The following is a 24,322-nucleotide window of genomic DNA, read 5'->3' as shown; positions in this document are numbered from 1 at the left end:
CCAACCCCCTGACCGGGGGCAACACCAGTGGCCCGGCAAAGCCGGTTCCGCGGTGTTCCTGGAACAAAAAGGCCGCTGAACGCGGCCTTTTTACTAGCCCACAGCGCCCGAAATGCGCGTCTGGGCCTGGGATTCGTCGGCATCGTGCAGCGCCACCCGGAACACGCTCCCGCGACCCAGCCTGGAGCGCACGCTGACCGGATGCCCGAGCGCATGCGACAGCCGCGCCACGATGGCCAGGCCCAGGCCGAAGCCGTCGGAGGTGCCGGCATGGTCGGCCACCTTGTAGAACTCCAGGAACACGTCGCGCAAGTGCTCGCGCGCGATGCCGATGCCGGTGTCCCACACCTCCACGCGCAGGCCGTCGCGCGTGTGCCGCGAGGCCAGCAGGACGCCGCCCTCGGCGGTGTACTTGATCGCGTTGGCCAGCAGGTTGCCGATCATGCGGCGCACGCGGATCGGGTCGGTCAGCACGGTGCCGGAGCTCACGTGCATGCGAAAGGTCAATCCCTTGGCCTCGGCCACCGGCCGGTACTGCAGCTCGAGGTCGTGCAGCAGCTGGGCGACGTCCACCCGCTCGATGTGCAGCCGCACCTGGCCCGAATCGATGCGCGCGAGGTCGAACAGCGAATCGAAGAGCGCATTGACCGCGTGGGTGGCACGCACGATCTTGGGTGCGATCTCGGCCACCAGCTCGGGCTCGTTGCGCAGCCAGTCGGCGTAGAGCGAGAGCGCCAGCACGGGCTGGCGCATATCGTGCGCCGCGCTCGCCAGAAATCGGTTCTTCATCGCCACCGCCGACACCGCCGCCTGCCGCTGCTGCGTGAGCGAGTTGATCAGGATGTGGTTGTGGAACAGCAGCTCGAAGCTGTTGCGCGCCGTCTCGTGGATGCGCCGCCCCGCGCGCAGCAGCAGCCACCAGTGCAGACCCGGCAGCAGCAGGAAGCCGTAATGGAAGTGCGGCCGTTCGAACTTGAGCTCGATCACGCGGAAGACGATTGCCAACAGCATCGTGACGAACAGGGTGTTGACGTAGCGCTTGAGCAGCGGCGGATGCAGCGCCAGTCCGTTGAGCGGAAAAGTCGCCACCCCGGCGACGATCAGCCAGCTCATGAACTGGTTCACAAGCGGCGTGCGCTCGAAAAAGATCAGGATCGACAGGCCCCAGGCGAAGGCGCTGGCGCTCCAGAGAAAGCGGTAGCGCTCGACGAAATACTGCTGGGCGGCCGAGTCGCGGTCTGCGTAGTGCCGGCCGTAGAGCTGCTCGCCCCAGATGCGGCAAGCGGTGGCGCCGATGCCGATGGCGAGCCAGGCGAACAGCTGCCACGGCGGCACATGGCCCCAGCTCAGGCCGACCATGGCCGGCATCAGGGCCGCAGCCAGCAGGTACGAGCCGCGCGATGCCCGCATCAGGCTGCGGATCAGCTCGCCGCGCACCCACGGTTCGGCCTCGTCGGCGGATGCCGGCGCCGGCGTGAGGCTCGCAAAGGACGAGTTGCCCAAGCCTGCGAATGACGAATTACCGATCATGGCTCACTGCCCTCTCCCACTGTCAGCCCGGCCATTAAAAAAAAAGCCCCTCGCGAGGGGCCCTGCATCCCACCGCGCCTGCGGCGGCGACGAGGCGATCTTAACTGCGCACGAAGGAGGACCCCCTATCCGCCGCCGAAGTAGCGCATCGCCGTGCGCCCCAGCGGCGTGACTGCGTTGACGACTGCGGCCGTTCCGTCGTCCAGCGGAATGTCCGCCTTGACGTAACCCGCGTCGCGCAGGATGCGCAGGTGTTCGATGTCCTCCTCGTGCGTGACCCTCATCGGCAATGCGCCCGCGATGATCCGCCTCAGCAGCTCGTACGCCATTTCTCCTCCTTGCCCGCTTGTAGCGGTCTTCTTGCCGGAATTGTGGCGTATGGCAAGGCATGGAACGGCACGGGCAGGATCGGGCCTTACCCTGAGCAGCGAGGCCCGCGGCTATCCGAGCGCCCGCAATTCGCGCAGCGCCACCGCCAGCATCGCCGCATCGGGCGCCGCCACGGCGCGCAGTTCGCCCAGCAGCTGCGCCGCGCGCTCGAGCGTGCGGCCGTTGCTGGCCTGCCAAGCCTCGACCAGCGCCGCCGGCGACTCGCTCTCGCCGCCGCCGGCCAGCACCGCGCCGGTGATCGAGCGCTGCAGCCCCGACAGGTCGTCCTGCATCGCACCCTTGGCCAAGGCCTGCCAATGCTGGTCGCCGGGCAGCGCAGCAATCCGGTCGCGCAGCCAGGGCATGCCGAGCCGGTTGGCGAGGTCGAAGTAGATGGCCGCCACCAGTTCCACCGGCCAGCGCGCGCTGCCGGCGATCTCGGCGATGTCGAGCGTGGCATAGAGCGTGCCGAAGGTGACCACGCGCTCGGCCAGTTCGTGCGGCACGCCCTTGGCGACGTAGTGCGCCATCGCCGCATCGACGCGGCTGCGCTCTTCGGCATCGAGCAGCTGCGCAAGGCGCGCCGACAGCGCATCGACGTTAGGCTTGAAGTGCTCGATCGTCGCGGCCATGTCCTCGGTCAAGCGCCGCGAGCGCAGGAACCACATGGTGCCGCGCTCGAGCTGCCGGCTGGTGTCGATCAGCATGCTCGACTGCACCTCGTCGTCGACCTGGTTGTCCAGCGCCTCGATCGCCAGCCACAGCGGCACCATGCCGAAGATCTCGCGGCTCATCAGGTAGGCGCGCACGATCTCGAAGGCGCGCGCGCCGGTGGTCTCGGCCAGGCGGTGCACGAAGGTGCTGCCGACGCGGTTGATCGTGCTGTTGGTCACGTGCGTGGCGATGATCTCGCGCCTGAGCGGATGGCGCGGCATGTAGCTTGCGAACTTTTCACGCAAGAGCGCCGGGAAGTAGCGCGCGAGCGCCGTCGCGACCCAGGGGTCGTCGGGCAGCGGCGAGGCCAGCAGCTCGTCGTAGAGCCAGATCTTGCTGTAGGCGAGCAGCACCGCGCGCTCGGGGCTGGCCAGGCCCTGGCCCTGCGCGCGGCGCTCGGCCAGTTCCTCGTCGGAAGGCAGGTACTCGATCGCGCGGTTCAGGCGTCCGGCCTTCTCGAGGTACTGCATGAAGCGCGTCTGCGCATCGAGCAGCTGCGGTGCGATGCGGCCGGTGACCGACAGCACCTGGGTCTGGAAGATGTTGTCGCGCAGCACCAGCGCGGCCACGTCGTCGGTCATCTCGGGCAAGAGCGCATTGCGCTGCTTCTCGGTGAGCTCGCCCTCGGTGACCGGCAGGCCGAGCAGGATCTTGATGTTGACCTCGTGGTCGGAGGTGTCGACGCCGGCGGAGTTGTCGATCGCGTCGGTGTTGATGCGCCCGCCGGCGAGCGCGTACTCGATGCGTCCGAGCTGCGTGCAGCCGAGGTTGCCGCCCTCGGCGAAGACCTTGCAGCGCAGCTCGCGGCCGTTGACGCGCAGCGCGTCGTTGGCGCGGTCGCCGACCTGCGCGTGGCTCTCGCTCGTCGCCTTCACGTAGGTGCCGATGCCGCCGTTGTAGATCAGCGCCACCGGCGCCTTGAGGATCGCGTTGACGAGCTCGGTGGGCGTGAGGGCATCGGCCTTGATGTCGAGCGCCTGCTTCACCTGCGCCGTGATCGGAATCGACTTGGCGCTGCGCGCATGGATGCCGCCGCCCTCGGAGATCAGCCTGGCGTCGTAGTCGGCCCACGAGGAGCGCGCAAGCTTGAACAGGCGCTCGCGTTCGACGAAGCTTTTCGCCGCGTCGGGGCTCGGATCGAGAAAGATGTGCCGGTGATCGAAAGCCGCCACCAGCAGGATGTGCGGCGACAGCAGCATGCCGTTGCCGAACACGTCGCCCGACATGTCGCCGATGCCGGCGACGGTGAACTCGGTCGATTGCGTGTCGATGCCCATCTCGCGGAAGTGCCGCTTCACCGACTCCCAGGCGCCGCGCGCCGTGATGCCCATGACCTTGTGGTCGTAGCCCACCGAGCCGCCGGAGGCGAAGGCGTCGCCGAGCCAGAAGCCGTATTCCTTGCTGATGCCGTTGGCATAGTCGCTGAAGGTGGCCGTGCCCTTGTCGGCCGCGACCACCAGGTAGGGGTCGTCCTCGTCGTGCCGGCGCACCTGCGGCGGCGGCACGATCGCATCGCCGACGCGGTTGTCGGTGATGTCGAGCAGCCCGCGCAAGTAGTCCTGGTAGCAGGCCACGCCTTCGCGCATGAAGGCATCGCGGTCGCTCGCGGCGGGTGCGCGCTTGAGCACGAAGCCGCCCTTGGAGCCCACCGGCACGATCACCGTGTTCTTGACCATCTGCGCCTTCACCAGGCCCAGCACCTCGGTGCGAAAGTCTTCCGGCCGATCGGACCAGCGCAGCCCGCCGCGCGCCACGCGGCCGCCGCGCAGATGCACGCCCTCGAAGCGCGTCGAGTAGACGAAGATCTCGAACATCGGCTTCGGCGCCGGCAGGTCGGGCACTTTCGGCGAGTCGAACTTGAACGAGACGAAACTGCGCCGCTTGCCGGCCGCGTCGCGGCGCCAGAAGCTGGTGCGCGTGGTGGCCAGGATCAGCGCCAGGTACTGGCGCAGCACGCGGTCCTCCGAGAGATTGGCTACCTGCTCGAGCGCGGCCTCGATCTCGCGCACCTTGTCGTCGGCGCCGGCGGCCTGCGCCGGATCGAAGCGCAGCTTGAACAGCTCGACCAGCGCGCGCGCGATCGGTCCATTGCCCACCAGCGTGCTTTCGATGAAGGACTGCGAAAGCGCGAAGCCGATCTGCCGCATGTACTTGGCATAAGCGCGCAGCACCACGATCTCGTGCGCCGGCAGGCGCGCTGCCAGCACCAGGCGGTTGAAGTCGTCGTTCTCGACCTCGCCGTTCAGCACCGCGCCGAAGGCTTCCTCGAACACCGGTCGCAGCGCATCGACTTCGATGTCGGCATCGCCGATCGCGCTCTGCAACCCGAAATCATGGATCCAGATCGGCGCCGCACCCTGCGGCGCGAGCCGGTGCGGATGCTCGTCGAGCACCTTCATGCCCAGGTGCTCGAGCATCGGCAGGCTGGCCGACAGGGTGAGCGGCTCGCCGCGCCGCAGCAGCTTGAAGCGCAGCATGCCGGGCGGCGCCTCGAGCGGGCGGTAGAGGTTCATGCCGAGGGGCTGCGCATCGCTCAACTGTGCCATCAGCTCGATGTCGTGCACGGCGGCGCGCGCGGCGAACTCGTCGCGGTAGCCGGCCGGGAAGGCGCCGCCGAAGCGGCGCAGCAGCTCGTTGCCGCGCGCCTCGCCGGCCAACTCGATCAAGGCCGACTTCAGGTCGTCGTCCCAGCGCCGCGCGGCGGCCACCAGGCGCTGCTCGACCTCGCGCACGTCGAAGGGCGGGATGCTGCCGGGCTTGGTGCGCACGGTGATGTGGATGCGTGCCAGCACCGACTCGGACAGATGCACGTTGAACTCGGAGCTGATGCCGTTGAACTCGCGCATCAGGATGTCCTGCCACTTCTGCCGCAGCTCGGTGGTGTAGTTCTCGCGCGGCGCGTAGATCAGGCAGGAGAGAAATCTCTCGAAGGGATCGCGCCGCACGAACAGCCGGAAGCGCTGGCGCTCGCCCAGGTGCAGGATGCCGGTCGCGGTGTGCAGCAGTTCGTCGTCGCTGGTCTGGAACAGCTCGTCGCGCGGATAGGTCTCGAGAATGTTGATCAGCGCCTTGCCCGAGTGGCTCCCTGCGGCCAGGCCGGCGCGCTCGACCACGTTGGCGACCTTGCGCCGCAGGAGCGGAATCTCGGCCGGGTTCGCGCTGTAGGCGGTGGAGGTGAACAGGCCCAGGAAGCGGTCCTCGCCGCACACCTGGCCCGCGTCGTCGAAACGCTTGACGGCCACATAGTCGAGGTGGCCGGGGCGATGCACGGTGGAGCGCGAGGTGGACTTGGTCACCACCAGCAGGTCGGGACGGCGCGCATGGGCACGCACCTCGGGCGGCAGCGCGGCGAAGGCGGCATTGGCGCTCGGCGTCGGGCCGTCGCGCAGGATGCCCAGGCTCGAATCGGGCACGATCTTCAGCACGTCCTCGCCGTCGACCTTGTCCAGCTCATGGCTGCGGCAGCCGAGAAAGGTGAAGTGGTTGTCGGCCAGCCAGCGCAGGAAGGCCTGGCCCTCGGCCAGCTCCTGCGGCGGAATCGGCGGCGCGCGCTCGTCGAGGCCGCGGACGATGTCCAGCACGCGCTCCTGCATCTTCTTCCAGTCGACCACGGCCAGCCGCACGTCGCCGAGCACGCGCGTCAGGTCGGCGGCCAGCGCCTCGAGCCGGGCCGGCTCGGGCACGCGGTCGACTTCGACATGGATGAAGGATTCGCGGCGGGCGGCGGACGATGCGCCGCCCTCGCCCGCGAGGCCCTGCAGGACGCCGTCGTCGCCGCGACGCACCGCCACCAGCGGATGGATGATCAGGTGCAGCGTGAGCCCGTTGCGGTTGACCTCCATCGTCACCGAATCGACGAGGAAGGGCATGTCGTCATTGACGATCTCGATGATGGTGTGCGTGGACTGCCAGCCGTGTTCCGCGATCGTCGGGTTGAAGACCCTGAGCTTCGCACGCCCCGGCTCGCGCTTGCGCGCGAAGCTCCAATGCGAAAGCGCCGCGCCGTACAGGTCGGCCACCTGGCGCTCGGCCAGGTCTTCCGGGTCCACCTGGCCGAAATACTGGCGCGCGAAGGCGGCGAGTTCGTCCGCCGACTCGGCGGCGACCTTGGCCCGAATCAGTTGCACCACTTCTTCGAGGCGCTCGTCCCTGCGCCCCGTTTCGACTGTCTGGGTGGTCATCAGCATGCTTGTCTCCGGGTTGGCGTCTTAAATCTACATCGCAATACGGGCAAAAGGATGACTTGCGCTGCCGCGGCCGGCGTCGGAGACTGGAGAGCTCGAACGGAGGGCCACGCCATGAGCACCGAACTTCAAGCCACTGTGGACGCGCTGGTCCAGAAGGGCAAGGGCATTCTTGCCGCCGACGAGAGCGGCCCGACGATCGCCAAGCGCTTCAAGGCGATCGGCGTCGAGTCGACCGAGGAGAACCGGCGCGCCTGGCGCAGCCTGATCCTGTCGGCGCCGGGGCTGGGCCAATTCATCAGCGGCGTCATCCTGTACGAGGAGACGCTGAGCCAGCGCAGCGACGAAGGCGAAGCGCTGCCGCAGCTGGCCGCCCGCCAAGGGATCGTGCCGGGCATCAAGGTCGATGCCGGCAAGATTCCATTGGCGCTGGCGCCGGGCGACGAGATCACGCAGGGCCTGGATGGGCTTGCGCAGCGCCTCGACGGCTACAAGCAGTATGGCGCGCGCTTCGCCAAGTGGCGTGCGGTGTACAACGTTTCCGACGTGTTGCCGAGCCGGGCCGCGATCGAGGCCAACGCCGAAGCGCTCGCGCGCTATGCGGCGATCTGCCAGGCCGAGGACGTGGTGCCCATCGTCGAACCCGAAGTGCTGATCGACGGCGATCACACGCTGGCGCGCTGCGCCCAGGTCACGCAGGCCGTGCTGCACGAGGTCTTCGGCGCGCTCCACCGCCACGAGGTGGCGCTCGAGCACATGCTGCTGAAGCCGAGCATGGTGGTGCCGGGCAAGGCCCACGCCCAGCAGGCCGGGCCGGAGCTCGTGGCTGCCGAGACGCTTCGCGTCCTGCGGCGCGCGGTGCCGGCGGCGGTGCCTGGCATCAATTTCCTTTCCGGAGGCCAGTCGCCGGCCGAAGCCACCGCCAACCTGGACGCGATGAACCGCCTGGGCGCCCAGCCCTGGCATCTGAGCTTCTCGTACGGGCGCGCGCTGCAGGACACGGCGATGCAGGCCTGGCAGGGACAGCCGGCCAATGCGCGCCGGGCTCAGGATGCGCTGATCCAGCGCGCGCGATTGAACGGTGCCGCATCCATGGGGATGTACAGCGCGTCGATGGAAAGCATCGACTAGGGCTTGCGCCACACGCTCGCCAGCCAGGGCTGCTGCTCGCGCGGCAGGCCGGCGGGGCGGTAGTAGTGGTCGATCGCCATGAATCCGGCTGCCGACATGTAGCCCTGCCAGCCCTCCAGGTCGTGAAATGCGCTGTAGCGCGCACCGCTCCAGCCTTCCTGGCCAACGCCCCGCGGGTTCGAGCTGAAGAGCACGCCCCGCGGCTTCAGCGTCGCGTGCAATTCCCGCAGCACGCGCGGGAGCTCCTGCGTCGGGACGTGGAACAGCGCCGCATTCGCGAACACGCCGTCGAAGCGGCCGGCCGGCAAATCCAGCTCGAGGAAATTCTGCTGGAGCACCTCGCAGCCGCTGTGGACGCGCGCCATCTCCGCCAGCCGCGGCGCGCCCTCCAGCCCGACCGCCAGATGCCCAAGCCGCCTGAAGGCCAGCAGATCGCGCCCGGGCCCGCAGCCGAAGTCCAGGATCTCGAACGGCGGCGGCGCCTCGATCGCCCCGAGCAGCGCCGCGATGTTCTGGCTCACGTCGTGATCGCGCGTGGCGGCCCAGAAATCCTCGGCCCGCAGGTCATAGTGCGAGAGCGTCGACGCGGCGATCCGCTCGAGGTCTTCGGCCGTCAGGGTCACGGCATCGCAGCGCAGCCGGCGATCAGGCGCGCTCCCCGGTGATGTAGTGCTGCAGCTGTTCGATGATGAACTTCTGCTCCGAAATGATGCCCTTGACCAGGTCGCCGATCGAGATCAGGCCGGCGAGCTTGCCTTCGTCGATGACCGGCAGATGGCGCACGCGGCTCTGGGTCATCAGGGCCATGCACTCCTCGCTGGTCTGGTCGGGACGCACGTAGATGACCGAGGTCGTCATGATCTCGCGCAGCGGCGTGTCCTTGGACGAGCGCGCCATCAGCACGACCTTGCGCGCGTAGTCGCGCTCGGTCAGCATGCCGACGATGCGGCCCTGCTCCAGGACCAGCAGCGCGCCGATGTTCTTCTGTGCCATCCGCTCGACGGCTTCCAACACCGACGCCGTGGGTTCGATGGTATGAACCGTCCGGTCGCCTTTTTCTTTGAGGATTTCTGCCACGGTCTTCATAGGTCATGTCTCCGCAGGGGCCATTGCGCCTTCAGCCTACTCCAAGCTCGGGATCAATGCACGGAGGCTTCAAGGATGGCGGAGACATCGCCAACGCCGTCGTCTTCGTCTGTGCGCCGCGCGCGGGCTACGTCGCCGGCGCCATCGTTTCGATGGACGGCGCAGCGACGCCGATGGTGGTTTGAAGAAGAAGGGCCGCGGCGACTAGGGCTGCGCCTGGAAGGATCCGGAGTCCTTGTTCGCGGGCCGGGTCTCGATAAGCCAGTCGACCGGCTCGCCGGCCTTGCGCGTGTCTGCGAAATCAGCCATCGGCACCGCCGGCCAAGTGGGGCTCCGGCTCATCAGACGACGGTGTTCGAACATGGAGAGCAGGTACTTGACGCGTGCTGCGCCCAGATAGGGGAATCGCATGTGTATCTCCGTCCTGGCTTTCGACGCTTGCGTACACGACAACCCGATTAACGGGTTGCGGGGCTGGGATCTCCCTGGCGAGGCGCAACGATAGCGGAAGCCCGCCCGGACGCCAAGCCGCAAGATGTGACTTTTTGGAAGGCCACTCTCATCTGCCGCCGGAGAGGCGGCCGTGCAGGTGCCCGATGGTGCGCGAGGCCATGCCGCCCGGCCAGCTCGCGATGCGCGCCGCGGCCAACCGGTCGATCCGGTCCTGCCGCTTCAGTGCGGACTCGATCGCGGCCCGTGTGCGCTCTCTGCGAATTTCGAGCCATGCCAGCGGCGTCGCGATGACCAGGCCCGCGAAGGATGCGAGCGCTGCGACCAGCGCGGCGACCATCACCAGCAGTTGCAGGTCGTGCAGGTCGAAGGCGTTGGGATTCGCGGTCCCCGCCGCAGCTGCGGCCGGCGCGGCGGCGGGCACGGGTGGTGGCGGGAAGGCGAGTTCCGCCCAGAACAAGCCGAGCGCCAGGACCGTCGCGAACACGAACGTCCAGGCGAAAAAATGCTGGTACCTCTTGCGCACCACCACAGGTGAATCCATTGCGATCTCCGGGATCTCGACGGAAAACTCGATGCTGCGAGTTGGGTAGGCGGATGCTGTCGGACAAAGTAAGCACCAGCCGCCGGACCGCGTCGACTCAAGATCGCGACGGTAGCCGCTTGGGAGGACGTCGCCACATGTACTACAAAATGTGTACAACTTTGCAGCGCGGCGTGCTGGTCGCATGAAATCGAGACGGAAGGTGCTCCGCCGCGGCAGTGGACAAGACTGTGGAAAACGGCCCCTGCCTTTCTCCAAAATTGCTCCCAACTCGGGACCTACATTGGCCCTGTCGCCCTGGTTCCTCCAAACCCTCCTTTCATCTGTGAAGGGCTGACCTTGACCCGCTTCGGCGGGCCTTTTTCCCCGCTCCCGCGGATCGACAGCAAGGCCTGTGAAATATTCACATTTTTTTACGACTTCTTGTATATTGACACGTCGCTGTACGCCAAAGCCATTAAGGAGCCACGATGGACTCGGATTTTCATCTTCGCAAAGTACAGGAGCTCAGCCCCAAGGCGGCAAAGATCGCATTGCGGATACTGGACGCCGACCCGAACATTTCCGTCGAATCCATCCTGGCGCTGCGTCCTGCCCTGGTCGAACGGTGCACCGAATCTCAGTCTTTCGGAACCACCGACTGGATGACGATCGCTGCGATCGAGCGCCCCGCCATCCGTCGCTTCACCGAGCGCTTCGAAAACCGCGAGCAACGCCATGCTCGACTTTGGGTGACGAGCCTTCGCCAGGAGTCGCGGAAGGCCTCTCGTTCATCGGTTGCCGACAGCGCCTACGGCTCGCAGGACATCGGTCTTCCTGCGAAACCCTAATGGTTTCGAGCGCGTCGTTCTCTCCGGCCGCCCGAAGAACGATCGTCATGCATCCACGCGATCAGGGCGGACAGTGCAGCGCCCCCTGCAGCGGCGATCAATACCGCCTGGGCTGGGTGCTCAACCACATGACCGCGAGTCACGTTCAGCACGTGACAGGCTTGATCCGTCAGCCATGCCGGCCGCCGCGTGGAAGGCAGCGTCTTTGATATCACCTCCGCGTCGTCAACCACGGTGCTGAGTTCGTCGGCCACCGTCGGGGTGGGGTCATCGAAATTGTTGGGACTCATCAATCGCCTCTCGCTTGGAATTGCGGGCATGACCTGCCACGCAAATGGGGCTGGTGAATGAATCGTTACGAATCGACTCGGGCCGGATGTCAGCACCGAAGGGCGCACGATGTAGGAGCAATGCGGCGAATGCCGCGTGGGCATCCGCGGGGCAAAAAAATAGCCCCTTGCTGGGGCTATCTTGGAGGAGAGGGAGGGATTCGAACCCTCGGTCCGTTCGCACGGACGCCTGATTTCGAGTCAGGTACATTCGACCACTCTGCCACCTCTCCGGTGTCTGTCGAGCCCGCGATTCTAGCAGAGGCTTTGGACGCTTTTCAGGCCCGCAGCACCCCCAATCCGCCCAGATAGGGCCGAAGGGCCTCCGGCACGGTGATCGAGCCGTCCGCGTTCTGGTGGTTTTCGAGCACTGCGACCAGCGTGCGACCGACGGCCAGGCCCGAGCCGTTGAGGGTGTGCACCAGCTCGTTCTTGCCCTGCGCGTTCTTGAAGCGTGCCTGCAGGCGGCGGGCCTGGAAGGCCTCGCAGTTCGAGACCGAGCTGATCTCGCGATAGGTGTTCTGCGCCGGCAGCCAGACCTCGAGGTCGTAGGTCTTGCTGGAACCGAAACCCATGTCGCCGGTGCACAGCAGCACCACCCGGTAAGGCAGTTCCAGCGCTTGCAGCACGGCCTCGGCGTGGCCGGTCATGGTTTCGAGCGCGTCGTAGCTTTTTTCGGGATGCGTGATCTGCACCATCTCGACCTTGTCGAACTGGTGCTGGCGGATCATGCCGCGCGTGTCGCGGCCCGCGCTGCCGGCCTCGGACCGAAAGCACGGCGTGTGCGCGGTGAGCTTGATGGGCAGTTGCGACTCGGCCACGATCTCGTCGCGCATGAAGTTCGTGAGCGGCACTTCGCTGGTCGGGATGAGATAGAGCGCCGAATGGTCGGGCGCCGGCTCGCCGTCCTGCCCGCCCTTCTTGGCGGCGAACAGGTCGCCTTCGAACTTGGGCAGCTGGCCGGTGCCGCGCAGCGTGTCGGCGTTGACGATGTAGGGCACGTAGCACTCGGTGTAGCCGTGCTGCTCGGTCTGGATGTCGAGCATGAACTGGGCGAGCGCGCGGTGCAGGCGCGCGATCGGCCCTTTCATCACGGTGAAGCGCGAGCCCGCGAGCTTGACGCCGGTCTCGAAGTCCAGGCCCAGCGGAGTACCGAGGTCCACATGGTCCCTGGCTTCGAAGCCGAGCGCGGGCGCATCGGCGCCGTTGCCGCCCTTCGGGCTCCAGCGACGGACTTCGAGATTCGCCGTTTCGTCATCTCCGACCGGCACACTCGCATGCGGCAGATTGGGCACCGCGAGCAGCAGGCCCTGCAATTCGGGCTGGATGGCTTCCAGCCGCACGGCCGACGACTCCTGTTCGGCCTTGAGCGCGTTGACCTCGGTCATCAGCGCATCGACCGATTCGCCCTTGGCCTTGAGCGGCCCGATCTGCTTGTTGAGCGCATTGCGGCGCGCCTGCAGTTCCTCGGTGCGGGTCTGCAGGGTCTTGCGCTCGGCCTCGAGTGCGCTGAAGCTGGCCACGTCGAGAAAGGTCTGGTTTTTCTTGCGGGTTTCGAGGCGCGCAACGACCGACGCGAGGTCCTTGCGTAACAGAGTGATATCGAGCATCGCGCGATTTTAGGCGGGCGTAGGATCGCCTTCCCCCCTAACCCAAGGAGATTGAATCGATGGAAGCCTATCTGTCCTTCAACGGAAACGCGGCCGAAGCGCTGGCCTTCTACGCCAAGAGCCTGGGCGGCAAGATCCTCTTCAGCATGACCTTCGGCGAGAGCCCGATGGGCGCCGAAACGCCGGCCGACCACAAGAACAAGATCATGCATGCCACCCTCGAAGCGCGCGGCAAGCAGATCATGGCCTCCGACCTGCCGCCCGGCATGGCCTTCGACGGCTACAAGGGCTTTTCGCTCTCGGTGCAGGCCAAGGATGTGAAGGAAGGCGAACAGCTCTTCAAGGCGCTGTCGGAAGGCGGGAAAGTCACCATGCCCTACGCCGCCACATTCTGGTCGCCCGGCTTCGGCATGCTGGAAGACAAGTTCGGCGTGCCGTGGATGGTCAACGTCGACCAGCAGCCTGCCTGATCAGTTCAGGCTGCCCGGGTCCACGTTCGCGCCGCAGACGATCAGGCACAGCCTCTCGCCTTCGCGCGGCGCGTAGGCGCCGCTCTGCAGCGCGGCCAATGGCAGCGCGGCCGCCGGCTCCACCGCCAGCTTGAGCTCCTTCCACAGCCACAGCTGCGCCGCGCGGATCGCCTCGTCGGGCAAGAGCAGCGCATCGCGCACATGTCGCTGCGTGATGTCCCAGGCGATCGCACCGATGCGCCGCGCGCCGAGCGAGTCGGCCGCGACGCCACCGACTTCGACATCGACCGGCTCGCCCGCTTCGCGCGCCCTGTACAGCGTCGGCGCACGCTCAGGCTCGAGCGCCACCACGCGGCTGCGCCCTTCGAACCAGGCCGCGAGCCCGCCGATCAGCCCGCCGCCGCCGACGCTGACCAGCACCGCATCCGGCAGGCCGCCCTGCTCTTCGATTTCGCGGCCGAGCGTGCCGGCGCCGGCCACCACCTCGGGCTGGTCGTAGGCATGGGTGAGCAGCGCACCGCTCTCGCGCTGCCGTTCCAGGCAAGCGGCGAGCGCGTCGCCGTACATCTCGCCGCCCACCACCACCGTCGCGCCCAGCGCACGCAGGCGCGCGCGCTTGGCCTCGGGCGACACCACGGGCAGGAACACCTCGCAATGCACGCCGAGCGCGTGCGCAGCCGCCGCGGTGGCAATGCCGGCATTGCCGCCCGAGGCGACGATCGCGCCGCTTTCGGGAATCTCGTTGGCCAGCAGCCGGTTCATCATGCCGCGCGCCTTGAAGCTGCCGCTGGCCTGCAGATGCTCGAGCTTGAGCCAGACCTCGACGCCCGGCACTTCCACACCCAAAGCCCGGCCCGACAGCTTCCACAGCGGCGTCTCGCGCAGGAAATGCGGCGCACGCTCGTGAAGGCGACGGGCTGCGGCCTCGATGTCGCGGCGCCAGTCGATGCTTGCGGCGCCGCTCACGAGATATGGCCCGGTGCGGGAATGTCGTCGAGCTTCAGGCCCTTGGGCAACGGGAACTTGAGCGTTTCCTCGATGCCGTCCATCTTGCGCACCGACACGGCGCCGAGCGCCTTGACGCGCTCGATCACCTCGCGCACCAGCACCTCGGGCGCCGAGGCGCCGGCGGTCAGGCCCACGCGGCTCTTGCCCTCGAACCATTCGGGCCGCAGCTCGGCGGCTGAATCGACCATGTGGCTTTCCGTGCCCAGCCGTTGCGCCAGCTCGCGCAACCGGTTGCTGTTGGAGCTGGTCGGACTGCCGACCACGATCACCAGGTCGACCTGCGGGCTCAGCAGCTTCACGGCATCCTGCCGATTCTGGGTGGCATAGCAGATGTCCTGCTGCTTCGGCTCGCGCACGTGCGGAAAACGCGCGCGCACCGCGGCCGAGATCTCGGCCGCATCGTCGACCGACAGCGTGGTTTGCGTGACGACGGCGAGCTTGGCCGTCTGCCCGGGCGAGACGTGCGCGACGTCTCCCACGTCCTCCACCAGGTGGATGCCGCTCGACAGCTGCCCCATCGTGCCTTCGACCTCGGGATGCCCCTTGTGGCCGATCATGATGAATTCGTAGCCTTCCTTCGCGAGCTTGGCGACCTCGACATGCACCTTGGTTACGAGCGGGCAGGTGGCATCGAAGACTTCGAAGCCGCGCTCGCGCGCTTCGGCCTGCACCGCCTTGCTGACGCCGTGCGCGCTGAACACCAGCGTAGAGCCCGGCGGCACCTCGGCCAGGTCCTCGATGAAGATCGCGCCCTTGGCCTTGAGCTCGTTGACCACATAAGTGTTGTGCACGATCTCGTGGCGCACATAGATCGGCGCGCCGAACTTGGCGAGCGCGCGCTCGACGATCTCGATCGCGCGGTCGACGCCGGCGCAGAAGCCGCGCGGTTCGGCGAGGATCACTTCCTGGACCTTGGTGCTCATGCTCACAACACGCCGATCAGCTGCACCTCGAAGGTCACGGGCTGACCTGCGAGCGGATGATTGAAGTCGAAGCGCACCGCGGTCTCGTTCGCCTCGATCACCGCGCCAGCATAGCTGCCGGTGCCGTCGGGCGTGGGGAACTGCACCACGTCGCCGACCGCGTATTGCTCGTCGGGGTCGCCCATCTGAGCGAGCAGCTTGCGCGCCACCCATTGCTGCATCTCGGGGTTGCGCTCGCCGAAGGCATCGCCTGCCGGCAGCTCGAAGGTGGCGTGCGTGCCTTCTTCCAGCCCCAGCAGACGCTGCTCGACCGCGGGCGAGAGCTCGCCGGTGCCCAGCGACAGCGTGGCGGGCTTGTCGTTGAAGGTGTTGATGATGTCGCCCGCCGGCCCGGCCAGCCGGTAGTGCAGCGTGAGAAAGGAGCCGGGCGTGACGACGGCGGTGGTAGTGGAGGACAAGATGGGCGATCGCTATAGTCTGGACCGGTATTTTAGGGAGGGGCCCTTGAGCCCGCATGAATCATGTCTTTCAAGGATCTGCCGGCCGGGGCGCGCCCGCGCGAGAAGCTCATGGCGCAGGGCGCCGCAGCGCTCGGCGATGCCGAACTGCTGGCCCTGCTGCTGCGTACCGGCGTGGCCGGCAAGAACGTGCTGCAGCTGGCCCAGGAACTGCTCGACGGCTTCGGCGGGCTGGCGGGCCTGCTCCATGCGGGGCTCGACGACCTCAAACGCATCAAGGGCCTGGGCGGCACTGCCAAGCGCGCCGAGTTGACGGCCGTGCTCGAGCTGGCCCGCCGCGCGCTGGCCGAGCGCCTGAAAGAGCGCGCGGTGTTCGACTCGCCCGAGGCCGTCAAGCACTACCTGCAGCTGCACATCGCCGCGCGGCCGCACGAGGTGTTCGCCGCCCTCTTCCTCGATGCACAGCACCGACTGATCGCGCTGGAAGAACTTTTTCGGGGCACGCTGACACAGACCAGCGTGTATCCGCGCGAAGTGGTCATGCGCGCGCTGCATCATCACGCAGCGGCCGTGGTGCTGGCGCACAACCATCCGAGCGGCTGCGCCGAGCCTTCGCGCGCCGACGAGGCGCTGACGCAGACGCTCAAGACCGCGCTGGCGCTGATCGACGTGCGGGTGCTGGACCACATGATCGTCACCCGCGGCCAGACCCTGTCGATGGCCGAGCGCGGCCTGGTCTGAGCGCGAGGCGACGAAGCCTTATCCTGAGCGCCATGCCGCTCCCACCCAAAGCCATCAAGAGCCTCGCCGACCTGAAGACGCTGCAGCACAGGCTGGCCGAACAGCGCGAGCGCGAAGCCGCCGCTGCCGCTGCGCGTGCAGCCGCCGAGAAGAAGCGATTGGCCGAACAGGACCTGTTCACGCGCGCGATCGGCGCCACCCAGCCGCTGCGCCGCAAGGCCGCCGTGCCGCTGGCGCCCGAGCCACCGGCGCCGATTCCCGTGCAGCATCAACTGGACGAAGAGCGCGTGCTGCGCGAATCGCTGTCCGACGAGTTCGACGTCACGACCCTGCTCGATGCCGACGATGCGATGAGCTTCCGCCGCCCCGGCATCCGCACCGACGTGACGCGCAAGCTGCGCGCCGGCGAATGGGCGATCCAGCGCCAGATCGACCTGCACGGCATGCGCAGCGACGAGGCGCGCGAGGCGCTCGGCGCCTTCATCCGCGATGCCTACAAGCAGGGCCTGCGCTGCGTGCGCGTGGTGCACGGCAAAGGGCTGGGCTCGCCGGGACGGCAGCCGGTGCTCAAGGCCAAGGTGCAGCGCTGGCTGATCCAGAAGAGCGAGACGCTGGCCTTCGTGCAGGCCAAGCCGGCGGAGGGTGGGGCCGGGGCGCTGCTGGTGCTGCTGGCGCCGGCACGGCGCTAGCTGCTGGCCGCCGCCGCGCCGCCCCAAGGCGGCCAAGCCTCCCACTCGGGTTGTGGCGAATTACACATAGCGAAGCGAAGTGAAAAGCCGGGGGGCTACTTGTGCCGCATCCAGTCGGCGGTTTGGAAGAAGGAATCGCGCAGACGAGCGCGCAATGCCTCAGGCACGCCGGTCTCCCCCATCGCCTGGTCCATGCAGGCCAGCCACTGGTCTCGTTCCTTGATGCCGATCGAATGGCCGCCGATGCTCTGCGGCAGGTGCCGCGCGCGCAGCATCGGATGGCCGAAGCGATCGGTGTAGTGCTGCGGCCCGCCGAGCCAGCCGCAGAGAAACCAGAACAGGCGCTGGCGCGCGTTCTCGAGCGTCGAGCCGTGCACGGCGCGCAGTTGCGCATAGGCCGGCTCCAGCTCCATCAGGTCGTAGAAGCGCTCGACCAGCGCGTGAACCTTGGCTTCGCCGCCGATCCATTCGAAGGGCGTGTCGAAGGGCGGCTTGTCTTGAATCTGCATGCCGGCAGTATGCATATGTGAAAGAGCTATTTCTCGACACAGGCTTTTGTTGCTATGGTGCGGGCCGACTTCCACTGGAGATAACAACATGCGTTTCCGATTCGCCGCCACCGCCCTCACTGCGGCCGCCCTGCTCCTGGGCAGCGCCGTCCATGCCGACCAACTCGCCGACATCAAGAAAAAGGGCCAGCTGGTCGTCGGCGTGCTCGGCACCGACGAGCCCGCCACCTTCATCGATCCCAAGACGCGCGAGATCATCGGCTACGAGGTCGACCTGGTGAACGCGATCGCCAAGAAGATCGGCGTCAAGCCGGTGCTGAAGCAGATCGCCGTCGCGGCGCGCATTCCCGAGCTGCAGCAGGGCCATGTCGACCTGGTGGCCGCCGGCCTCACGCACAACAAGGAGCGCGAAGCGCAGATCGACTTCTCGCTCACCACCTTCGTCACCGGCCAGAAGGCCATCGTCAAGAAGGACAGCGGCATCACCGAGGTACCGCAGCTCTCGGGCAAGAAGGTGCTGACCATCCGCGGCGGCACGCAGGAGCCCAACATCAAGAAGGCCGTGCCCGGCGCCGAGGTCGTGACCTTCGATACCAGCCAGCAGGCCTTCCAGGCCCTGCAGCAGGGCAAGGGCGTGGGCTATGTCGACGACGAGGCCGCGCTGCTCAACAGCTACGCCAAGCTCGGCCCGCAGAAGGCCCAGTACGTGGTGCTGCCGCAGAACCTCAGCACCGAAGCGCTCGCCATCGGCATCAGGAAGGGCGAGACGGGACTCAAGGCGGCGGTCGACGAGACGCTGCGCGAACTCGAGAAATCGGGCGAGGCCGAGAAGATCTTCTTCAAGTGGTACGGCCCGAAGACCAAGTCGGGCTTCGACAAGCGCAGCTTCAAGATCGAGACCGACAAGATCGACAGCTGAGCCCTGCAGGCATCCGCAGCTCCGGATGCGTAGATGAGTAGGATGGGCCCCGCGCCCGCACGATGCGGGCGCGGACGTATCCGTTCATGCTGCCCTTCGACTACTCCCTGCTCATCACGGGGAAGTACCACGACATGCTCGTCGCGGGCTTCCTGCTGTCGCTGCAACTGCTGACCGCCTCGCTGATGCTGGCGCTGCCCATCGCGCTGATGGTGGCGCTGCTGCGCCTGGCGCCGGCCGCGCCGCTGCGCTGGCTGGGCTTCGCCTACGTCGAGTCGATACGCAACATTCCGCTGCTCGCGCACATGCTGTTCTGGTACTTCGGCGCGCCCGAGCTGCTGCCGGAAGACATCAAGCAGCGCCTCTACGCCGGCCGCATCGAGGCGATGAGCGCGGTGGTCGCGCTGGGCCTCTACACCGCGGCCTACATGGCGGAGGACATCCGCAGCGGCATCCGCGCGATCCCCGCAGTGCAGATGGAAGCCGGCCGCGCCCTCGGCTTCGGCTTTCTCGCGACCATGCGCCGCATCATCCTGCCGCAGGCGCTGCGCGTCACGATCCCGCCCCTGATCTCGCAGACGCTCAACCTCTGGAAAGGCACCAGCATCGCGACCGTGATCGGCGTGGCCGAGCTCATGTACCAGGCCGGCCAGGTCGAGAGCGCGACCTTCCGCAGCGCCGAATCCTTCGCTTTCGCGACGGCGGCATACCTCACGGTCTCGATGCTGATCACCGGCGCGGCCAGTCTGTACCAGCACCGCTTTCCGCCGAGGGCCGCATGATCGAGCTGGTCCAGACCTACTGGGTCTACTTCCTGATCGGCCAGTACCCCAACGGCCCCTTGGGCGGCCTCGCGCTCACCGTGCTGCTGGCCGCGCTGGGGCTGGTGCTGGCCCTGCCCTTCGGCCTGCTGCTGGGCCTGGCGCGCGTCGCCCCCTGGCGCTGGCTGCGCTGGCCGGTGACCACCGTGGCCTTCGTGGTGCGCGGCACCCCGCTGCTCATGGTGGTGTTCTGGGCCTATTTCTTCCTGCCGAGCGTGACCGGCGTCAAGACCGACCAGTTCACGACCATGCTGATCGCGCTGGTGGTTTTCGACGGCATCTACATCGGCGAGATCGTGCGCGCCGGCATCCTGGGCGTGCCGCGCGGGCAGGTCGAGAGCGCGCGTTCGCTCGGCCTGGGCTACGGCCGCGCGATGCGCTTCGTGGTGCTGCCGCAGGCGCTGCGCAGCATGCTGCCCTCGCTGGTGAACCAGTTCGTCTCCACCATCAAGGAGACCTCGCTGGGCTACATCATCGGGCTGGCGGAGGTGTCCTTCATCGCCTCGCAGATCAACACCCAGGTCTTCACCAAGCCGGTGCAGGTCTACCTGATCCTCGGCTTCACCTACTTCGTCATGTGCTTCGGACTCTCGCGCTTCGCCTACTGGCTGGAGGCGCGCACCAGCCGGCGCACGCTCGTCCACTCGGCCCCCAAGGCACCCGCATGATCCAGTTCGAGAACGTCAATAAGTGGTACGGCGACTACCAGGCGCTGGTCGAGGTGAACGAGACCATCGCTCGCGGCGAGGTCGTGGTGGTCTGCGGGCCTTCGGGCTCGGGCAAGTCCACGCTGATCCGCACCATCAACCGGCTCGAGCCGATCCAGTCGGGTCGCATCACGGTCGACGGCCGCGACATCCATGCGCGCGGCATCGACCTGAACGACTTCCGCTCGCACATCGGTTTCGTGTTCCAGCAGTTCAACCTGTTTCCTCACCTCACCGTCATGGGCAACTGCACGCTGGCGCCGGTCCAGCTGCGCGGCCTTTCGCGCGCCGAGGCCGCCGAGCGTGCGATGGCGCTGCTCGATCGCGTCGGGCTCGCGAACAAGGCCGAAGCCTTTCCCTCCGAGCTCTCGGGCGGCCAGCAGCAGCGCGTGGCGATCGCACGCGCGCTGGCCATGCAGCCGCCGCTGATGCTGTTCGACGAGCCCACCAGCGCGCTCGACCCCGAAATGGTCGGCGAGGTGCTGCTGGTGATGCGCGACCTCACGCGCGAAGGCATGACGATGGTGGTCGTGACGCACGAGATGGGCTTCGCGCGCGACGTGGCCGACCGCGTGCTCTTCATGGACGCCGGCCGCGTGCTCGAGCGCGCCACGCCCGACGACTTCTTCAACCGGCCGCAACACCCGCGCGCTCAGCAGTTTCTTGCCGACATCCGCACGCCCTTCGCGCATGCCGTTTGATACGCTGGAGACCATGACTTCGCTGCCCTTGATCGACATCGCGCCGCTGGTCGCCTCGACGTCCGAGCGCAGCGCGGTCGCCGCGCAGATCGGCGAAGCCTGCCGCGCGCACGGCTTCTTCTACGTCACCGGCCACGGCATCGACCCGTCGCTCACGCAGCGCCTCGAAGACCTGAGCCGCGCCTTCTTCGCGCTGGACGAACCGACCAAGATGCAATGGCGCATGGCGCTCGGCGGCCGTGCCTGGCGAGGCTACTTTCCGCTCGCGGGCGAGCTCACCTCGGGCCGGCCCGACTGGAAGGAAGGGCTCTATCTCGGCACCGAGCTGCCGGACGACGACCCGCTGGTGCTGGCGCGCACGCCGGTGCACGGGCGCAACCTGTTCCCCGACCTGCCCGGCTTCAAGACCGCCATCCTCGACTACATGGCGGCTGCCACGCGGCTCGGCCACACGCTGATGGAAGGCATCGCGCTGAGCCTGGGCCTGCCCGCCTCCTACTTCGCCGAGCGCTACACGGCCGACCCGCTGATCCTGTTCCGCATCTTCAACTACCCGACGCAGCCGGTGCCTGCGAACCTCGACGTGCAATGGGGTGTGGGCGAGCACACCGACTACGGCCTGCTCACCATCCTGCGGCAGGACGACATCGGCGGCCTGCAGGTGCGCACGGGCGAGGGCTGGATCGACGCCACGCCGGTGCCCGATGCCTTCGTCATCAACATCGGCGACATGCTCGACCGCATGACCGGCGGCCTCTACCGCTCGACGCCGCACCGCGTGGTGCGCAACACCTCGGGGCGCGACCGGCTCTCGTTCCCGCTCTTCTTCGATCCCAACTTCCACGCACGCGTGCGGCCGATCGAAGGCCTGCCGAAGCCCGCCGTGGTCGACGACAGCGCCACGCGCTGGGACCGCGCCAACGTGCATGCCTTCAATGGCATCTACGGCGACTACCTGCTCGACAAGGTGTCGAAGGTGTTCCCGCAACTGCGCTGCGCGGTGCTGTAGACGCGCGGCAACTCAGATCCTCGCCAGCGCCTGCTGCAAATCGGTGCGCAGATCGTCCAGGTCTTCCACGCCCACCGACAGCCGCACCAGCCCATCGCCGATGCCCAGCCGCGCGCGCGTCTCGGCCGGAATGGTGGCGTGGGTCATGATGGCCGGGTGCTCGATCAGGCTCTCGACGCCGCCCAGGCTTTCGGCCAACGCGAAGATCTGCACCGCTTCGAGAAAGCGCCGCGTGCCGGCCAGGTCGGTTCGCAGGTCGATCGAGATCATGCCGCCGAAGCCCTCCATCTGGCGCCGGGCCAGCTCGTGCTGCGGATGCGAGGGCAGGCCCGGGTAATGCACGCGCGCGACCTGCGGCTGCCGTTCGAGCCACTGCGCCAGCACCAGCGCGCTGCTGCAATGGCGCTCCATGCGCAACGCCAGCGTCTTCACGCCGCGCAGCGTGAGGAAGCTGTCGAAGGGCCCGGCGATCGCACCCACCGAGTTCTGCAGAAAGCCCAGGCGCTCGCGCAGCGCCTCGTGCCGCGCTTCCCGGCCGACGATGGCGACGCCGCCGATCACGTCCGAATGGCCGTTCAGGTACTTGGTGGTCGAGTGCACCACGACGTCGAAGCCCGCCTCCAGCGGACGCTGCACCCACGGACTCGCGAAGGTGTTGTCGGCCACGCTCAGGATGCCGCGCTCGCGGCAGATCCCGGCGATGGCGCGCAGGTCGGCCAGGCGCAGGAGCGGGTTGGTCGGCGTCTCGACCCAGACCATGCGCGTGTGCGGCTGCAGCGCGGCAACAAGCTTGGCGGGATCGGTGAGGTCGACGAAGCTGAAGCGATGCCCCGCGCTGCGCGCCCGCACGCGCTCGAACAGGCGGAAGGTGCCGCCGTAGACGTCGTCGCCCGAGACGATGTGCGAATTGGCATCCAGCAGCTCGAGCGTGGTCGAAATCGCAGCCAGGCCCGAGGCGAAGGCGAAGGCCGCCGAGCCGCCTTCGAGGTCGGCGATGCAGCGCTCCAGCGCCCAGCGCGTGGGGTTGTGCGAGCGGCCGTAATCCAGGCCCTTGTGCACGCCGGGGCTCTGCTGCACATAGGTCGAGGTCGCGTAGATGGGCGGCATGATCGCGCCCGTCGACGGGTCGGGCGACTGGCCGGCATGGATCACGCGGGTGGCGAAACCCTTCTTCGGGGTGTTGGAGGGGTCCTGGCTCATTTCAAGCTTCTCCGCAGGTGATTCAACAGGTCGACGCGCGTGATGAGGCCGTGGAACCCGGACTCGTCCGCGATCATGGCCACCAGGCCGCGGTCGAGCACGGCCTCCAGCTCGGCCAGGCTCGCACTGGACGGCAGGGTCTCGGGCACGTCGGTCATCGCGCTCTGCACGTTCGAACGAAAGCGGCCGGCGTCCGCGTGCACGGCCAGCAGCAGATCGGATTCGTCGATCACGCCGACCAGCTGCTCGCCTTCGAGCACCGGCAGCTGCGACACGTCGGCCAGCCGCATGCGCTGGAAGGCGGTGAGCAGCGTGTCCCCGGGGCCGACGCTGATCACGCTGCCGTCCTCGAAGCGGCGCGAGACCACGTCGCGCAGATCGCCATGGCGCTCGCGCACGAGCAGGCCCTGGTCCAGCATCCACTGGTCGTTGTAGACCTTGGAGAGATAGCGCGTGCCGGTGTCGCAGACGAAGGTCACGACGCGCAGCGGCTCGGTCTGCGCGCGGCAGAAGCGCAGCGCCGCGGCCAGCAGCGTGCCGGTGGAGGAGCCGCCGAGGATGCCCTCGGCCCGCAGCAGCTCGCGCGCGGTGCCGAAGCTTTCCTCATCGCTGATCGAATACGCATGCTTCACGCCGGAGAGATCGGCGATGCCCGGGATGAAGTCTTCGCCGATGCCTTCGACCGCCCAGGAGCCGGCCTCGCCCACCTTGCCGCTTCGCGTGTACTCCGCGACCACCGAGCCCGCCGGGTCGGCCAACACGAAGAAGAGCTGCGGCTGCAACGCGCGGAAGTAGCGCGTGAGCCCGGTGATGGTGCCGCCCGAGCCGACGCCGACCACGATCGCATCCACGTCGTGGCCGCATTGCTGCCAGATCTCGGGGCCGGTGCTGGACTGGTGCGCCAGCGGGTTGTCGGGGTTGTTGAACTGGTCGGCGAAGAAGGCGCCGGGGATCTCCTTGGCGAGCCGCGCGGCGAAGTCCTGGTAGTAGTCGGGATGGCCTTTGCCCACGTCCGAGCGCGTGGTATGGACCTCGGCGCCGAGCGCCTTCAGGTGCAGCACCTTCTCGGTCGACATCTTGTCGGGCACCACCAGCACCACGCGGTAGCCCTTGGCGCGCGCCACCAGCGCCAGGCCGAGGCCGGTGTTGCCGGCCGTCGCCTCGACCACGGTGCCACCGGGCGCGAGGCGGCCGTCGCGCTCGGCCGCATCGATCATCGCCAGGCCGACGCGGTCCTTGATCGAGCCGCCGGGATTCTGCGACTCCAGCTTGAGGAACAGCGTGCAGGGGCCGGTGTCCAGCCGCGTGACCTGCACCAGCGGCGTGTTGCCGATCAGGTCCAGCACCGCGGGTCGGGTTTCAGTCGTCATGTCGTCCACCTTGTGCAGTC

The 24,322-nt window shown here is 67.6% G+C and carries 26 protein-coding genes and 1 tRNA gene; 11 read left to right on the top strand and 16 right to left on the bottom strand.

The window, feature by feature from the left end; genetic code table 11:
* Positions 1–93: 93 nt before the first annotated feature.
* The 3 genes from shkS to AC3A6B_RS12000 all read right to left on the bottom strand — a co-directional run bounded on the left by shkS (position 94) and on the right by AC3A6B_RS12000 (position 6,794).
* Entirely contained in the window at positions 94–1,530 is a 1,437-nt protein-coding gene (shkS, locus tag AC3A6B_RS12010; protein WP_487836922.1) for a surface-behavior sensor histidine kinase ShkS, read from the bottom strand.
* 125 nt (positions 1,531–1,655) lie between these two features.
* Positions 1,656–1,859 carry a hypothetical protein gene (locus tag AC3A6B_RS12005; protein ID WP_487836921.1) on the bottom strand — a complete coding sequence of 68 codons (204 nt, stop codon included), beginning with the start codon at positions 1,857–1,859 and terminating at the stop codon, positions 1,656–1,658.
* Positions 1,860–1,970: 111 nt separating this feature from the next.
* Entirely contained in the window at positions 1,971–6,794 is a 4,824-nt protein-coding gene (locus AC3A6B_RS12000) for an NAD-glutamate dehydrogenase (protein ID WP_487837005.1), read from the bottom strand.
* Between the two features lie 117 nt (positions 6,795–6,911).
* On the opposite strand from AC3A6B_RS12000, the gene AC3A6B_RS11995 reads away from it, so the two are divergent.
* Positions 6,912–7,928 carry a class I fructose-bisphosphate aldolase gene (locus AC3A6B_RS11995; RefSeq protein WP_487836920.1) on the top strand — a complete coding sequence of 339 codons (1,017 nt, stop codon included), beginning with the start codon at positions 6,912–6,914 and terminating at the stop codon, positions 7,926–7,928.
* On the opposite strand, the gene AC3A6B_RS11990 is transcribed toward AC3A6B_RS11995, so the two are convergent.
* Positions 7,925–8,551 carry a class I SAM-dependent methyltransferase gene (locus AC3A6B_RS11990; protein ID WP_487836919.1) on the bottom strand — a complete coding sequence of 209 codons (627 nt, stop codon included), beginning with the start codon at positions 8,549–8,551 and terminating at the stop codon, positions 7,925–7,927. The genes AC3A6B_RS11995 and AC3A6B_RS11990 overlap by 4 nt on opposite strands.
* Before the next feature lie 22 nt (positions 8,552–8,573).
* Complete coding sequence (locus AC3A6B_RS11985) at positions 8,574–9,014, bottom strand: CBS domain-containing protein (RefSeq protein ID WP_487836918.1); 441 nt, start codon at positions 9,012–9,014, stop codon at positions 8,574–8,576.
* Between the two features lie 56 nt (positions 9,015–9,070).
* On the opposite strand from AC3A6B_RS11985, the gene AC3A6B_RS11980 reads away from it, so the two are divergent.
* Positions 9,071–9,199 carry a hypothetical protein gene (locus AC3A6B_RS11980; protein ID WP_487836917.1) on the top strand — a complete coding sequence of 43 codons (129 nt, stop codon included), beginning with the start codon at positions 9,071–9,073 and terminating at the stop codon, positions 9,197–9,199.
* 19 nt (positions 9,200–9,218) lie between these two features.
* On the opposite strand, the gene AC3A6B_RS11975 is transcribed toward AC3A6B_RS11980, so the two are convergent.
* A complete protein-coding gene (locus tag AC3A6B_RS11975) occupies positions 9,219–9,425 on the bottom strand; it encodes a hypothetical protein (protein ID WP_487836916.1) in 207 nt (68 codons plus the stop codon).
* A gap of 148 nt (positions 9,426–9,573) precedes the next feature.
* On the bottom strand, positions 9,574–10,008 hold the full coding sequence (locus tag AC3A6B_RS11970) for a hypothetical protein (protein ID WP_487836915.1): 435 nt from the start codon (positions 10,006–10,008) through the stop codon (positions 9,574–9,576).
* A gap of 470 nt (positions 10,009–10,478) precedes the next feature.
* Between AC3A6B_RS11970 and AC3A6B_RS11965 the strand changes: the two genes are divergently transcribed.
* Entirely contained in the window at positions 10,479–10,838 is a 360-nt protein-coding gene (locus AC3A6B_RS11965; protein WP_487836914.1) for a hypothetical protein, read from the top strand.
* On the opposite strand, the gene AC3A6B_RS11960 is transcribed toward AC3A6B_RS11965, so the two are convergent.
* From AC3A6B_RS11960 to serS, 3 genes are all read right to left on the bottom strand, one after another.
* Positions 10,835–11,128, bottom strand: coding sequence for a hypothetical protein (locus AC3A6B_RS11960; protein ID WP_487836913.1), 294 nt, complete (start codon positions 11,126–11,128; stop codon positions 10,835–10,837). The two genes, AC3A6B_RS11965 and AC3A6B_RS11960, sit on opposite strands and share 4 nt — an antisense overlap.
* A gap of 182 nt (positions 11,129–11,310) precedes the next feature.
* A tRNA-Ser gene (locus AC3A6B_RS11955) sits at positions 11,311–11,400 on the bottom strand.
* 45 nt (positions 11,401–11,445) lie between these two features.
* Positions 11,446–12,777 carry a serine--tRNA ligase gene (serS, locus tag AC3A6B_RS11950; RefSeq protein ID WP_487836912.1) on the bottom strand — a complete coding sequence of 444 codons (1,332 nt, stop codon included), beginning with the start codon at positions 12,775–12,777 and terminating at the stop codon, positions 11,446–11,448.
* A 59-nt stretch (positions 12,778–12,836) separates the two neighbouring features.
* On the opposite strand from serS, the gene AC3A6B_RS11945 reads away from it, so the two are divergent.
* A complete protein-coding gene (locus AC3A6B_RS11945; RefSeq protein ID WP_487836911.1) occupies positions 12,837–13,247 on the top strand; it encodes a VOC family protein in 411 nt (136 codons plus the stop codon).
* Here AC3A6B_RS11945 and AC3A6B_RS11940 read toward each other — a convergent pair whose 3' ends face one another.
* The 3 genes from AC3A6B_RS11940 to AC3A6B_RS11930 are packed head-to-tail and all read right to left on the bottom strand — an operon-like array spanning position 13,248 to position 15,636.
* The gene (locus AC3A6B_RS11940; protein WP_487836910.1) at positions 13,248–14,213 is read right to left on the bottom strand and encodes a threonine/serine dehydratase; all 966 of its coding nucleotides are present in this window, start codon (positions 14,211–14,213) and stop codon (positions 13,248–13,250) included.
* Positions 14,210–15,178 carry a 4-hydroxy-3-methylbut-2-enyl diphosphate reductase gene (ispH, locus tag AC3A6B_RS11935; protein ID WP_487836909.1) on the bottom strand — a complete coding sequence of 323 codons (969 nt, stop codon included), beginning with the start codon at positions 15,176–15,178 and terminating at the stop codon, positions 14,210–14,212. Before ispH ends, AC3A6B_RS11940 begins: the two co-directional genes overlap by 4 nt.
* 2 nt (positions 15,179–15,180) lie before the next feature.
* Positions 15,181–15,636: an FKBP-type peptidyl-prolyl cis-trans isomerase gene (locus tag AC3A6B_RS11930; protein WP_487836908.1), complete on the bottom strand. Its 456-nt coding sequence runs from the start codon at positions 15,634–15,636 to the stop codon at positions 15,181–15,183.
* Positions 15,637–15,699: 63 nt separating this feature from the next.
* Between AC3A6B_RS11930 and radC the strand changes: the two genes are divergently transcribed.
* Together radC and AC3A6B_RS11920 are read left to right on the top strand one after the other, a co-directional pair.
* A complete protein-coding gene (gene radC, locus AC3A6B_RS11925; protein WP_487836907.1) occupies positions 15,700–16,377 on the top strand; it encodes a RadC family protein in 678 nt (225 codons plus the stop codon).
* Between the two features lie 32 nt (positions 16,378–16,409).
* Entirely contained in the window at positions 16,410–17,066 is a 657-nt protein-coding gene (locus tag AC3A6B_RS11920) for a Smr/MutS family protein (RefSeq protein WP_487836906.1), read from the top strand.
* A 95-nt stretch (positions 17,067–17,161) separates the two neighbouring features.
* Here the strand turns inward: AC3A6B_RS11920 and AC3A6B_RS11915 are convergent, their stop codons facing one another.
* Positions 17,162–17,575 carry a group II truncated hemoglobin gene (locus AC3A6B_RS11915; protein WP_487836905.1) on the bottom strand — a complete coding sequence of 138 codons (414 nt, stop codon included), beginning with the start codon at positions 17,573–17,575 and terminating at the stop codon, positions 17,162–17,164.
* A gap of 88 nt (positions 17,576–17,663) precedes the next feature.
* On the opposite strand from AC3A6B_RS11915, the gene AC3A6B_RS11910 reads away from it, so the two are divergent.
* From AC3A6B_RS11910 to AC3A6B_RS11890, 5 genes are all read left to right on the top strand, one after another.
* A complete protein-coding gene (locus tag AC3A6B_RS11910; protein WP_487836904.1) occupies positions 17,664–18,494 on the top strand; it encodes an ABC transporter substrate-binding protein in 831 nt (276 codons plus the stop codon).
* Between the two features lie 86 nt (positions 18,495–18,580).
* Positions 18,581–19,276, top strand: coding sequence for an amino acid ABC transporter permease (locus AC3A6B_RS11905; RefSeq protein ID WP_487836903.1), 696 nt, complete (start codon positions 18,581–18,583; stop codon positions 19,274–19,276).
* A complete protein-coding gene (locus AC3A6B_RS11900; RefSeq protein ID WP_487836902.1) occupies positions 19,273–19,983 on the top strand; it encodes an amino acid ABC transporter permease in 711 nt (236 codons plus the stop codon). Before AC3A6B_RS11905 ends, AC3A6B_RS11900 begins: the two co-directional genes overlap by 4 nt.
* Complete coding sequence (locus AC3A6B_RS11895) at positions 19,980–20,723, top strand: amino acid ABC transporter ATP-binding protein (protein ID WP_487836901.1); 744 nt, start codon at positions 19,980–19,982, stop codon at positions 20,721–20,723. Before AC3A6B_RS11900 ends, AC3A6B_RS11895 begins: the two co-directional genes overlap by 4 nt.
* 13 nt (positions 20,724–20,736) lie before the next feature.
* Positions 20,737–21,732: an isopenicillin N synthase family dioxygenase gene (locus AC3A6B_RS11890; protein WP_487836900.1), complete on the top strand. Its 996-nt coding sequence runs from the start codon at positions 20,737–20,739 to the stop codon at positions 21,730–21,732.
* A gap of 12 nt (positions 21,733–21,744) precedes the next feature.
* Here AC3A6B_RS11890 and AC3A6B_RS11885 read toward each other — a convergent pair whose 3' ends face one another.
* Complete coding sequence (locus AC3A6B_RS11885; RefSeq protein WP_487836899.1) at positions 21,745–22,932, bottom strand: trans-sulfuration enzyme family protein; 1,188 nt, start codon at positions 22,930–22,932, stop codon at positions 21,745–21,747.
* The gene (locus tag AC3A6B_RS11880; RefSeq protein WP_487836898.1) at positions 22,929–24,302 is read right to left on the bottom strand and encodes a pyridoxal-phosphate dependent enzyme; all 1,374 of its coding nucleotides are present in this window, start codon (positions 24,300–24,302) and stop codon (positions 22,929–22,931) included. Before AC3A6B_RS11880 ends, AC3A6B_RS11885 begins: the two co-directional genes overlap by 4 nt.
* Positions 24,303–24,322 lie beyond the last annotated feature (20 nt).

The organism is Variovorax sp. Soil_C_33 (genome assembly GCF_057656935.1).
The sequence above is the reverse complement of the archived record's forward strand: the minus strand, read 5'-3'. Positions and strand labels throughout refer to the sequence as shown.